The sequence below is a fragment of the Massilia sp. Root133 genome (genome assembly GCF_001426525.1).
Lineage (GTDB): Bacteria > Pseudomonadota > Gammaproteobacteria > Burkholderiales > Burkholderiaceae_D > Telluria > Telluria orientalis.
Window position 1 is genome coordinate 80712 of sequence record NZ_LMEW01000010.1, and the last position, 11546, is coordinate 92257.

The 11546-nt window shown below is 68.4% G+C and carries 10 protein-coding genes; 6 read left to right on the plus strand and 4 right to left on the minus strand.

The genetic code is table 11. From position 1 onward, the window contains the following. Window positions 1-72: 72 nt before the first annotated feature. The 4 genes from ASD28_RS10030 to ASD28_RS10045 all read left to right on the plus strand — a co-directional run bounded on the left by ASD28_RS10030 (window position 73) and on the right by ASD28_RS10045 (window position 2291). Window positions 73-1056 (plus strand): quinone oxidoreductase, encoded by a 984-nt coding sequence (locus ASD28_RS10030; protein WP_056126801.1) that lies wholly within the window; start codon window positions 73-75, stop codon window positions 1054-1056. Between the two features lie 69 nt (window positions 1057-1125). Further along, window positions 1126-1449 carry a helix-turn-helix transcriptional regulator gene (locus tag ASD28_RS10035; RefSeq protein WP_025511203.1) on the plus strand — a complete coding sequence of 108 codons (324 nt, stop codon included), beginning with the start codon at window positions 1126-1128 and terminating at the stop codon, window positions 1447-1449. Further along, complete coding sequence (locus ASD28_RS10040; RefSeq protein WP_056126802.1) at window positions 1446-1859, plus strand: SRPBCC domain-containing protein; 414 nt, start codon at window positions 1446-1448, stop codon at window positions 1857-1859. The genes ASD28_RS10035 and ASD28_RS10040 overlap by 4 nt, the downstream gene beginning before the upstream one ends. A gap of 15 nt (window positions 1860-1874) precedes the next feature. Further along, a complete protein-coding gene (locus ASD28_RS10045) occupies window positions 1875-2291 on the plus strand; it encodes a DUF1801 domain-containing protein (protein WP_056126803.1) in 417 nt (138 codons plus the stop codon). Between the two features lie 72 nt (window positions 2292-2363). Here ASD28_RS10045 and ASD28_RS10050 read toward each other — a convergent pair whose 3' ends face one another. Together ASD28_RS10050 and ASD28_RS10055 are read right to left on the minus strand one after the other, a co-directional pair. Further along, the gene (locus tag ASD28_RS10050; RefSeq protein WP_056126804.1) at window positions 2364-6833 is read right to left on the minus strand and encodes a translocation/assembly module TamB domain-containing protein; all 4470 of its coding nucleotides are present in this window, start codon (window positions 6831-6833) and stop codon (window positions 2364-2366) included. Next, window positions 6833-8713, minus strand: coding sequence for an autotransporter assembly complex family protein (locus tag ASD28_RS10055; RefSeq protein WP_056126805.1), 1881 nt, complete (start codon window positions 8711-8713; stop codon window positions 6833-6835). The genes ASD28_RS10050 and ASD28_RS10055 overlap by 1 nt, the downstream gene beginning before the upstream one ends. 94 nt (window positions 8714-8807) lie before the next feature. Here ASD28_RS10055 and queC point away from each other — a divergent pair, with 94 nt between their 5' ends. Both queC and ASD28_RS10065 read left to right on the plus strand, forming a co-directional pair. Then, window positions 8808-9521 carry a 7-cyano-7-deazaguanine synthase QueC gene (gene queC, locus ASD28_RS10060; protein WP_056126847.1) on the plus strand — a complete coding sequence of 238 codons (714 nt, stop codon included), beginning with the start codon at window positions 8808-8810 and terminating at the stop codon, window positions 9519-9521. A 1-nt stretch (window position 9522) separates the two neighbouring features. Next, window positions 9523-10266, plus strand: coding sequence for a metallophosphoesterase (locus ASD28_RS10065; protein WP_056126806.1), 744 nt, complete (start codon window positions 9523-9525; stop codon window positions 10264-10266). Here the strand turns inward: ASD28_RS10065 and ASD28_RS10070 are convergent. Together ASD28_RS10070 and ASD28_RS10075 are read right to left on the minus strand one after the other, a co-directional pair. Further along, window positions 10263-10634: a hypothetical protein gene (locus ASD28_RS10070; protein ID WP_056126807.1), complete on the minus strand. Its 372-nt coding sequence runs from the start codon at window positions 10632-10634 to the stop codon at window positions 10263-10265. The genes ASD28_RS10065 and ASD28_RS10070 overlap by 4 nt on opposite strands. A gap of 157 nt (window positions 10635-10791) precedes the next feature. After that, the gene (locus ASD28_RS10075; RefSeq protein WP_056126808.1) at window positions 10792-11484 is read right to left on the minus strand and encodes a FadR/GntR family transcriptional regulator; all 693 of its coding nucleotides are present in this window, start codon (window positions 11482-11484) and stop codon (window positions 10792-10794) included. Window positions 11485-11546 lie beyond the last annotated feature (62 nt).

Here is an 11546-nt window from a genome sequence, read left to right on the forward strand (position 1 = left end):
AAGGCGATTTTTTGGGATTTCGGACGATTTTTGATCAATCTACCATGGGGCTCTCATCAACAGGAGAATGACATGGACGAATTGATCGAACACGTGAGCATCCACCGCCAGGGCGGCGCGGACCAACTGGAAACCGGGCGGCTCGCCGTCGCGCCGCCGGCGGCCGGCGAGGTGCGGGTGCGCCAGCTCGCCATCGGCGTGAACTTCCTCGACGTGTATCACCGCAACGGCACGTATCCGCTGCCGCAACTGCCGGCCACGCCCGGTGTCGAAGGTGCCGGCGTCGTCGAGGCGCTCGGCCCCGGCGTGACCGGCTTCGCGCCGGGCCAGCGCGTCGCGTACACGGGGTTGCTCGGTGCCTACGCGGCGGTGCGCAACGTGCCGGCCGATCGCCTCGTCGCGGTGCCGGACGCCGTCTCCCTGGATGCCGTCGCCGGCGGCCTGCTGCGCGGCCTGACGGCGCACATGCTGTTCGCGCACGTGCGCCCGCTCTGTCCCGGCGATACGGTCCTCGTGCACGCGGCCGCCGGCGGTCTCGGACTTGTGCTGACGCAGTGGGCAAGTGCGCTCGGCGCCCGCGTCATCGGCACGGCCGGCAACCGCGACAAGGCCGCGCTGGCGCTCGCGCACGGCGCCGAGCGCGTCGTCCTGTACCGCGAGGAGGACTTCGTCGCGGCCGCGCGCGAGTTCAGTGGCGGGCGCGGCGTCGACTTCGCCATCGACGGCATCGGCGGCGCGACCCTGCTGCGCACCTTCGACGCCGTGCGCCCGTACGGCATGGCGGCCAGCGTCGGCCAGGCCGGCGGCAGCATGGAACCGGTCGACCTGCTGCAGATCGGGAAACCGCGCGGCATCGCGTTTGCGCGACCGAGCGTGATGCAGTTCATGACGATTCCCGGCCTGTACCAGGAAGGCGCGCAGGCGACGCTGGCGCGGCTGGCGGCGGGCCTGCGCGTGCCGGTCGGGCTGGACCTGCCGCTGGCGCGCGCGGCCGAGGCGCATGCGGCGCTGGAAGCGGGGCAGACGAGCGGCGCGGTGCTGCTGCGGCCCCGATAAAAAAGTGCTTGACCAACCAATAACCGCTTGGTTATGATTTAATTCATAGCCAGACGGTTATTAATTGCCATGACAGACACCCACGATATTCTTTTCCGGACACTCGGCGACCCGACGCGGCGTGCCATCTTCGAATCGCTGTGCCGCGACGGCGAGCAGACGGTCGGGGCCCTCACGGCCCGGGCCGGCATCTCGCAGCCGGCCGTGTCCAAGCACCTGGGGCTGTTGAAGCAGGCGGGGCTCGTGCGCGACCGGCATGAAGGACGCCAGACGCACTACACCGCCCAGCTGCAGGCATTGGCGCCGCTGGCCGACTGGACGAACCAAATGGCCCGGTTCTGGGAGAGCCGGTTCGATGACCTGGAAGACCTCTTGAAAAGGATGGACCAATGAACGATACCTCGCTCCACACGCGCACCGTCACCGTCGAACGCGAATTCGCGCATCCGCCGGAAAAGCTCTGGCGCGCACTCACGCAGCCGCACCTGATCGAAGCGTGGCTCATGAAGAACGATTTCGTGCCCGCCCTGCATCACCGCTTCAAGCTCAGCGCCGACTGGGGCGCCGTCGACTGCGAGGTGCTGGAGATCGAACCGAACCGTTCGCTGTCGTACACGTGGGCCGCGATGGGCCTGGACAGCGTCGTCACCTGGACCCTGACCCCGGCCGGCGCGGGCACGCACCTGAAAATGGAGCAGACCGGCTTCCAGCCCGGCCAGGATGCGGCCTACAATGGTGCGAAGTACGGCTGGAACAAATTCACGGCCGCCCTCGACGAGGTGCTGGCGAAGCTCGACGACTAAACCAAAGGAGGCGACATGAAGCAGGAGAATGCATCCACGGAGCTGCCGGCGTCCGCACTGATCGACCGCCGCATCGCCGACCTGGGCGACTGGCGCGGCGCGGCGCTGGCACGGGTGCGCGCGCTGATCCACGAAGCGGTGCCCGGCGTCGTGGAAGAGTGGAAGTGGATGGGCACGCCCGTGTGGTCCAGCGGCGGCATTCTCTGCACGGGCGAGTCGTACAAGTCGCACGTGAAGCTGACCTTCCTGAAGGGCGCGTCGCTGGAGGACCCGTCCGGCCTGTTCAACTCCAGCCTGGACGGCAACGCCCGGCGCGCGATCGACATCCACGAAGGCGAGGCGCTGGACCCGGCCGCGTTCCGCGCCCTGATCCGCGCCGCGGCGGCGCTCAACGCAGCCAAAGCCAAGCCGAAGCGCGCAAAAGTTGCTTGAAACCGGGGTCAGAGCCCGTTTTTTGGAAATGTCGTCTTGGACATTGCTTAAATTCGGGCTCTGACCCCGGTTTTAGTCGAACGCCCAGGAGTACAGCACGTCCAGCGCCGTGTTCGTGCCTGTCTGCAGCTGCAGGGTGATGCGCGGGTTGATCTTGTAGCGCACTCGCACGACGCTCGATGCGGTCGCGGCGCCCTGTTCGAAGCTCAGGTACAGGCGCGACGAGATGCGCTTGCCGACCGTGACCACCGTGTTTTCCAGGCCGGACGCCTGGCCCGCGCCCTGGCGCACACCCAGTTCGTCCACGCCCAGCGAGTTCGCCAGCTTGCTCGTGATGCCGCCCGTGCCGCCTTTGCCGCCCAGCAGGGCGCCGGCGGCGGCGCTCAGCACGTCGGCTTCGTTGCCCGTCGTCGCTTCCATGCCGTGGCCCAGCACGAGCCATGACAGTTTGTCGCTGTCGGACACGTTCGGCGTCGACACGAGCTTCGCCGTCGGCGACAGCGCCGTGCCGCGCACCTGCACGCCCGCTTCCACGTTCGTCTCGCTCAGCTGCTCGCCGTCGGGACGCTTGCGCACGGCGAGGATGTCCAGCGACGGGTTGTCGTACGGGCCGCTGAAGGTGATCACGCCGCGCTCGATCGCCAGGCGCTGGCCGTAAGCGGCATACGTGCCGTTGGCGGTGCGCACGGTGCCGTTGATGCGGGGCGGGCGGTCGCCCACCTTCAGCATGTGCACGCTGCCGGCCAGGTAGGCGTCGGCGCCCATGCCGCGCAGGTGGAAGTCGTCGCCCAGGTCGGCCGTGAGGTCGATCGTCAGCGGTACCGCCGCTTCCTTCTTCGCCGGCGAGGCTGCGGTGCCGCGGCCCAGGACAATGACGTCGTCCGAAATCGTCGGCCGGTCCTGCGGCGCCAGTTCGACGAGCGCGCGGTCGGCCTTGAAGTTGCCCTCGACGCGGAACTGGCGCGCGTCGCGCACGACGCTGGCCTGGCCGCTCAGGACGACGGTGCGGTCCGGACGCGACAGCGCTTCCAGCTTGTCCGCGACGAGTTTCAGGTTCATCGTCGCTTCTCCGCCGGCAAAGCGCACGAAGCCGTCCGCCGTCGCGCGGCCGCTGTTGCCTTCCAGGGTCAGGCGCTGCAGCTGCAGCTGGTCGCCCGCGAGTTGCGCGCGCAGCTGGCCGTTGCGCAGGCGGACGCCCTGGTCAGGCCAGCGCACGGCGAGGCCGTCGCCTTCGATGCTGCCGTTCAGCGTCGGCGCGCCGACGGTGCCGGTGCCGTTGACCGCGAGGCGCAGCGCGCCGTCCACTTCCAGGCCCGGCTGGCCGAGCAGCGGCGATACCCACGACAGCGACGCGAGGTTCGCATTGGCCGTCAGTTTCAACGGGCTGTCGTTGTCGACGCGGCCCTGCAGCAGCTGGGCGGTGGCGTCCACGTTGGCCGTGCCGATGCGCGTGCCGTCCAGCGCGAGCTGGCTGCGCAGCGCGCCGCCGGCGACGTCCGCGCGCAGGTCCAGTTGGCGCAAGCCCAGCGCGATCGGCGAGATGTCGCCCGCGATCAAATCTCCCTTTTCGCGGAACACGTGCACGCTGCCCGCGAGCTGCGGCACGGCGCCGGCCGCGGTGGGCGCGCGCAGGTCGATCGCCCATTGCGCGCCGAGCGTCAAATCGCCGCGCACGTTCTGGCGCATCGCGTCCGACGCCTGCGCCAGATAATTCATCGGCACGCCGGTGGCGCTGCCGCGCGTGTTCCAGCGCGGACCGATTTTCACGAGCGAGTCGATCGTGACGGAACCGGCCGGCAACCGGATCGTCGCGCCGTTGAACGCGATCTGCTCCGGTTTCGCAAGGCCCGCGAGACCGCTGCCAGGCGCGCCCGCGATGCGCAGCGGCGTCGGCGCCGCGAGCGTCATCGCGTAGCGCCCGCTGTTCTTCAGCGCGTCGACCGTGCCGTTCCACGTATTGCCCGTCAGGCCGCCGTGCACGGCCAGCGCCGCATCGAAGCTGTCGCCGCGTGCCGCTGCCTGGATCGTGTGCGCGCCGCGCGTGCCGGTCGACGTGAGGCGCGCGGACGCGATCTTCGTTTCGCTGACGTTGCCCTGCTTGTCGGTCGTCGTGCTCGCGTAATCCGTCACCGACACGTCCAGCGCGAGCGGATCGGCGGCGCCGCGGCCCGAGCCCAGGTTCGCGGTGGCCTTCAACGCCTTCACCGACTGCGTGCCCATCGCGCGGATGTTCTGGCCCTCGATGGCGGCCGTCAGCGACGGCGTGTCCATCGTGCCGGACAAGGTGCCGGACCCGCGCAGCGCGCCGCCGAAGTCCGGGCCCAGCGCGGCCAGTTGCGGTGCGTCGATGCGCCAGTCCAGCGTATCGCGCCCGCTGCCGAACGCGCCCTTCGCGGCGACGACGTTGCCGCCCAGGTGCAGGTCGACGTCGGCGTTCGACACGTGGCGCTTGTCCGCCGCAAGCTTGGCGTGGCCCCACAGCGGCGATTTCGACAAGGTGGAATCCTGCAGCGCCAGGTCGATGGCGCCGCCCATGTTCGCGCCCGTGCGGCCGCTGGCGGTAAAGCCGCCGTTGATGCTGCCGGCCAGCGGCGAGCCGAAGGCGGCCGGGTTCAGGCGCTGCATGTCGCCCTTGGCCGTGACTTCGACGATGCGCGCGCCTTCTTTACCAGAGAGCCAGGCCTCGCCGCTTGCGTGCACGGAGCCATTGTCGTTCTTCCGTTCGCGCGGCACCCAGCCGAGGTTGCGGGCATCGATCTCGAACGTCGTGCGCGGCGCTTCCATCGTCCCGGTGACGACGCCGCTCGCGAGCACGGCGCCATACAGGTCGCTGCGCAGCGCCGAAAGCTGCTTGCCGTCGACTTTCCACGCCAGCTTTTCGCCCGGCTTGCCGAACGCGCCGCGCAGGTCGACCGTGTTCTGGCCCAGTGCCAGCGTCGCATCGACGTCATGCACGTGCGTGGCATCCGCATCGAGCTTGCCGCGGCCGGACAGCGGCTGGTCGAACAGCCGGCTCGGACGCACGGCGAAATCGGCCGCGACCTTCCATTGCGGGGCGAGCGCGCCGGCCGCGTTGATCTCGGCATTGATGTCGGCCTGCGGGAACTTGCCGAAGTCGGCCGGGTTGAAGCGGCTCACCACCGCATTCGCCTTGAACGGCTTGTTGTCCTTGAGGTTCGCATTGCCCGTGATCCGCACGCTGCTCTTGCCTGCGGACAGGCGCGCGTCGCGCACGGTGAGCACGTCGCCGGCCAGCGCGGCCTGCGCGGCGAGGCGCAGGCCCGCGTCCGCCAGGTTGACGTCCAGCGTCTGCGTGTCCTTCGTGTTGGCGACCTTGATGTCGCCCGCGATCTTCGTCGGCTTCATGCTGCCGTAGACGTCGTGCAGGTCGAAGCGGTCCGTGTGCAGCGCGAATTCGGCCGTGCCGAGGCCTTGTTCGTCCGGACCGCGCTGCACGCTGCCGCTGCCCGTGAAGCGGCCGGCGCTGCCCACGTCGATCAGCACGTCGGTGATGCGCATGGCCGTCAGGCTGCCGCCCAGCTGGCCGCGCATCGCGCGCAGCGGCAGGCGTTGCTGGTCGAGCGTGCCGACGGCGCCGTCGTTCGTCAGGTTGACGGTGCCGGCGATGTTGCGGTTCGGGTCGAGCCGGACCGCCACGGCCAGGTTCAGGTCCGCGCTCGGCAGCGTCGGGCTGAAGAACCCGGGATCGATGTTGTGCGCGTCGAGCGTGAACGCCTGCAGCGGGATGTCGGCGAACGGCGACATCACGATCTGCGCCTTGCCCTGTGCGCGCGCGGCCTGGCCGCTGGCGTCGATGACGGTCTTCTGCAGATCGCCCGACGCGTGCAGTTTCAGCTGCGCGCCCAGGCTCGGCGGCGCCTCGGTCTGCGCCGGCGCCGCCGGCTGCGACTGCGCCAGGCTCGCGTCCGCATCGAGTTTGTACGGCAGCGTGTTGGCGATGCTGCCCTTGGCCGCGACCTGGCCCCAGGGCGTGTTCGCGGATGCGTAGTCGAGCTTCCACTGCGCCTTGTCGCCGTGCACGCGCGCGCGGATGTCGTCGATTTCCGTCGTCGCGCCCTTGTTCACGAAGATGGCTTGCGCCAGGCGCGCATCCTCGACCGCGATCTTGAAGGGCGGCGCGAGGCGCGTGGGCATCGTCGTCGGTTCCGTCGATTCCTTCAGCGTCTCCACGCGCACCACGCGGGCGTACAGCTTGTCGATTTCGACGCCGCGCGACAGGTATTGCCAGGGCTTCCAGTCGATGTCGATGTCGTCCGCGGTCGTCACGGACGTCTCGCTGCGGAACACGACGTGGCCGATGTGCATGTGGCCGTACAGCGAGCCGGAGACGCCGGACAGGGTCAGCTTGCCGCCGCTCGCGTTGGCGACGCGCTGGGCGATCATCTGCAACGTGGTCTCGCGGCCGAGGTACCAGACGGCGCCGCCCAGCACGACGCCGACGACGACCACGCCGATGCCGACGCGGCGCGGCCAGCGGCGCACTGGCGCCGGAGTTTGGGGCGTTTGTTGATCGGCTTCCATCAGAACGTGAATCCCAGTGAGAAGTGCAGGCGGACCTTATGGACCGCCTTGCCGTAGGCGACGTCGACGTTGATCGGGCCCACGGGACTGCGCCAGCGCGCGCCGACGCCGTAGCCGACTTTCGGTTTCAGGTCGTGGAAATTGTCGCCCGCGTTGCCGACGTCGTAGAACACGGCCGCGCCCCACGGCGGCTTGAACCAGTAATCGTATTCGGCGCTGCCGGTGAGCAGGTAACGGCCGCCCGTGATGGCGGAACCGACCGGCACACCCAGCTGCTGGTAGCCGTAGCCGCGCACGGACTGGTCGCCGCCGGCGCGGAACAGGAACGTCGACGGCACGCCGTTCTTGTCCCTCGAGCCGACCGCGCCGAATTCGCCGCGCACGATCAGCGTGCCGGACTCGCCGACCGGCTTGTAGACGAGGCCGCGTGTGTAGAGGCGCACGAATTTCTCGTCCGTCAGCACGGGCAGGAAGGCGCCGCCGATCTGCGCGTTGACGATGTAGCCGCGCGACGGCTGCACGAGGCTGTCCAGCTTGCGCCTCGTGATCGAGAACGTCAGCGGCACGCTCTTTACACGCGTGGTCGGCAGGTCGTCGATGGTCACCTGTTCGGTCAGCGCTTCCAGGGTGAGTGTCTTTTCCAGCAGCGGCGAGCCCCACGCGCGCTTGGCGTGGATGCTCGTCGTGCGCGTGATCTGCCCGTTGGCGTCGAGGCGGTCGTAGCCGGCGCCGAAGCTGTTGTTGTAGCCGCCCGTCGTCGTGGGCAGGTAGAACTCGGCCTTCGCGGCCTGGTGCTTCTGTTCGTACAGCACGTTGCTCTTCATGCGCTTGCCGAACACGTTCAGGTCGTCGTACTCGGCCTGCGTGCGGGCGCCCGTGTTGGTCGAGAAACCGACACCGAGCGCCACGTTCTTGCGCTTGTTCTCGGTGACGCGCACGAGCACGGGCAAGGTCGCGGGGCCGCTCGGCGGCTGCGGCGTCGCGCCCTCGTTTTCCTTCAGGTCCTGCACCTGCGACGCGATCACGGACGACATGTCGGCGCTCACTTCCACGCTGGCGAAATAACCCGTGTCCTGCAGGCGGCCCTGCAGCGCCTGCAGCGCGGCCTCGTTGTATTCGTCGCCGGGGCGGATCGTGTTCAGGTTCGTGATCACGCTGGCCGGATAGCGCTGCAGGCCCTCGATCTTGAGACCGCCGAAGCGCGCGTCCGGGCCACTGTCGATGACGACCTTCAGCAGTGCGCGGTGCGTGTCCGGATCGACGGTGGCGGAAGAATCGAGCAGCTGCGCGCGCGGGAAGCGCGCTTGCGCCACCTGGCGCACGAGGCCGCGCTTGGCCGCTTCCCAGTCCGCCGTACGGAAGCGCGCACCGACGGGCAGGGTCCAGCGGTTGCGCAGGGCGGCCGCGTCGATCGGGGCGCTGCCCTTGTCGAACGGGACGAAGCCGCGCAACTCGATGTCGACGTCGCCCACGACGACCGGCTCGCCGGGTTCGACGTCGACGAGCGCGCGCGGCTTGGCGCCCGACGTGTCGAGGTCGGCGGACACCTTCGGCGTGTAATAGCCTTCGGTGGCGACGAGGGTCTTGACCTGCTCGGGCGTCGTGCGCACGAGGCGCAGCAGCTGTTCCATGTCGAGGCGCGGGTTGCCGCGCCAGCGCATCAGGTCGAGATTGCTTTCCAACAGGTCGCGCAACTGGCGCGGCGCGTCGATGCGCACGTCGTAATCGATGGCTCTCGAAGGCGCTTCCGGCGCCGGTTGATCCTGCGCGGCCGCGACCGGGACGAGGCATAGCGCGTTCACGGCCAGCACGATTTGTGCCAAAATTCGTGATCGCGCCGGCGCCATCGCCGTGCATGGGTCGGGTCGTGCGGAAATCATGTCGCTCCATTCGTCAATATGCCGGCCACATCTTAACTGATTGTCAAATCGAATGGCGGACGACTCGGCGCCGACGTCAATACAGGAATTCATCATGCACCAACCCGATACCGCCCTCGTCCTGTTCAGCGGAGGACAGGATTCCACCACCTGCCTCGCGTGGGCGCTGGAACGCTACGAGCACGTGGAAACCATCGGCTTCGATTACGGCCAGCGTCACGCGATCGAGCTCGACGTGCGCGCCCCCGTGCTCGCCAGGATGCGCGCGCTGTCCGCGACTTGGGACCAGCGCCTGGGCGAGGATCATTTGATCGACCTGTCGCTGATCTCGCGCATTTCCGACACGGCGCTCACCAGCAACGTCGAGATCCAGATGCAGGCCAACGGCTTGCCGAACACCTTCGTTCCCGGCCGCAACCTGCTGTTCATGACGGTGGCGGCGACCGTGGCGTACCGCCGCGGCCTGACTGTGCTCGTGGGCGGGATGTGCGAGACGGATTTCTCCGGCTATCCGGACTGCCGCGACGACACGATGAAGGCGCTGCAGGTCGCGCTGAACCTGGGCATGGCGACGCGCCTGAAGGTCGAGACACCGCTGATGTGGATCGACAAGAAGCAGACCTGGCAGCTGGCGGAGCAGTGCGGCGGCGAGGCGCTCGTCGACCTGATCCGCTTCGACACCCACACCTGCTACCTGGGCGAACGCGGTGCGCCGCACGCGTGGGGCCATGGCTGCGGCAAGTGCCCGGCGTGCGAGCTGCGTGCACGTGGTTATGAACAATATGCGCGGGAGCGCCTGGGTAGCTGACATGCGCCTCGCGCTGCTGACCGACCTGCACGCGAACCGTGAAGCCGTCGAGGCCTGCCTCGCGCACGCGGAGCGCCAGCATATCGACCAGTACGCGTTCACGGGCGACTTCGTCGGCTACGGCGCCGACCCGGCCTGGGTCGTGCGTACGGTGATGGCGTACGTGGCGCGGGGCGCCGTCGCGGTGCAGGGCAATCATGACTACGCCGTCACGCGGCCGCCATCCGCGCGCATGCATGCGGAAGCGCGCGAAGTCATCGCCTGGACCGGTGGCCAGCTCGATGCGGAACAACTGGCCTTCCTGGCCGCGCTGCCCCTCATCCAACGACACGGCCACGCGTGCTTCGTGCACGCGAGCGCGCATGCGCCAGAGCGGTGGGAATACGTGACAGGGATAGCCGAGGCCGAGCGCAGCATCCGCGCCAGCGGCAGCCGCATCGTGTTTTCCGGCCACGTGCATGCGCCCGCACTGTACCGCCGGGCCGACGACGGCCGCATGGGCCGGCACGTGCCGCAGGCGGGAGAAGCTGTCCCGCTGCAGCCGCAGCACCAGTACCTCGTGCTGCCCGGCGCCGTGGGCCAGCCGCGCGACCAGAACAACGCGGCGTGCTATGCAGTGTTCGACGATGCCGCGCGGGAGATCCAGTATTTCAGGGTGCCGTATGACCACGGCGTGGCCGCGCGGAAGGTGATCGCGGCCGGGTTGCCGATCGTGTTCGCGATGCGGCTCGTGGAAGGCATTTAGACGGCTTGCTGCATGTAGCGGTGCTTGCGCGAGCGGCTCACGAAGAACCAGATGATGGCCAACGGCACCAGCAGCGGCAGCAGCAGCGGCGAAATCAGCAGGGCCAGCACGCAGGCGCCTAAAGCCAGGCCGCCGATGACCAGGACGCCCACGCCGGCGAACACCACCGCGAGCACGGCGCCCACGAACAGCATGATCAATCCGGCCAGCAGCATGCCGCCGCCCGCGAAGATGGTCGCCAGCACGGCGCCCAGCGGCCCGCCGATGTCTTCGTCGCCGATCGTGACGACGCTGTCGCCGAACGTGAAGACGTTCCAGACGAGCAGGGCGAACAGGAACAGGATGATGATGGCGGCAGTCTTTTTCATGATGGGTCCTCGGGTTTTTCGTTGATCGGATGGTCGTACTGTATCCATACGTCCCGATGCGCTCCATCTGACTGCGACAAACTGCATTTTTCGAGGGTCGGAGCGTTACAACGAACGACGAACGGCGGACGAACCGCGCTGGCCCAACCAGCGTCGGCTATCCCTCGTCCGCGTCGAACCGGCTGCGCACGTAGTCGATGTGCGTCTGCATCGCCGTGCGCGCTTCTTCCGGGCGCCGCGCGCAGATCGCGTCGCAGACCGTGCGGTGCTGCCACGCCAGGATTTCCGACACCGACTGGTTCAGCTCGCGCAAGCCGTCGACGTTGCGGATGATGTGCTCGCGCATCATCTTCGTGACGCTGCTGTGCAGGTGCAGGAACATGCTGTTGCCCGAGGCCTGGGCGATCGCCTCGTGCAATTCGACGTCGATGCGCGATTCGGCGGCATGGTTGCTGTCCCGGCGCGCCTGGTCCAGCCGCGCCATCGCGCTGCGGATGCGCTCCAGGTCGTCGTCCGTGCCGCGCAGGGCGGCGAAATAGGCGGTGGCGCCTTCCAGCACGCGCCGGAATTCCAGGATGTCTTCGCGCCTCGCGGGGCTGTCGGCGATCAGCTGGCCCCACGGCGACGTCGCGCCCGTGCGCAGCTGGTCCGACACGAACACGCCGCTACGCGGGCGGATGCGCACGAGCCCGCGCGCGCCGAGCTGCTGGATCGCCTCGCGTACCGTGTTGCGCGATACGCCGTAACGCTCGGCCAGCTCGCGCTCCGACGGCAGCTTCGAATTGGCTGGGAAAGTGCCCTCAAGCAATGCCTCTTCAAGTTTGCTGGTGACCGACTTGACCTGTCCCACGACTTCTCCTTCTCTGGCCCAACCAGTTTGTGATGTCCTGAGAATACTGGAAAGATCTGACA

Bases quoted from the DNA above. Each gene is read 5' to 3' on its own strand.
- ASD28_RS10030 (WP_056126801.1), top strand. From the start codon at position 73: ATGGACGAATTGATCGAACACGTGAGCATCCACCGCCAGGGCGGCGCG.
- ASD28_RS10070 (WP_056126807.1), bottom strand. From the start codon at position 10,634: ATGAAAAAGACTGCCGCCATCATCATCCTGTTCCTGTTCGCCCTGCTC.
- ASD28_RS10045 (WP_056126803.1), top strand. From the start codon at position 1,875: ATGAAGCAGGAGAATGCATCCACGGAGCTGCCGGCGTCCGCACTGATC.
- ASD28_RS10040 (WP_056126802.1), top strand. From the start codon at position 1,446: ATGAACGATACCTCGCTCCACACGCGCACCGTCACCGTCGAACGCGAA.
- queC (WP_056126847.1), top strand. From the start codon at position 8,808: ATGCACCAACCCGATACCGCCCTCGTCCTGTTCAGCGGAGGACAGGAT.
- ASD28_RS10035 (WP_025511203.1), top strand. From the start codon at position 1,126: ATGACAGACACCCACGATATTCTTTTCCGGACACTCGGCGACCCGACG.
- ASD28_RS10050 (WP_056126804.1), bottom strand. From the start codon at position 6,833: ATGGAAGCCGATCAACAAACGCCCCAAACTCCGGCGCCAGTGCGCCGC.
- ASD28_RS10055 (WP_056126805.1), bottom strand. From the start codon at position 8,713: ATGATTTCCGCACGACCCGACCCATGCACGGCGATGGCGCCGGCGCGA.
- ASD28_RS10065 (WP_056126806.1), top strand. From the start codon at position 9,523: ATGCGCCTCGCGCTGCTGACCGACCTGCACGCGAACCGTGAAGCCGTC.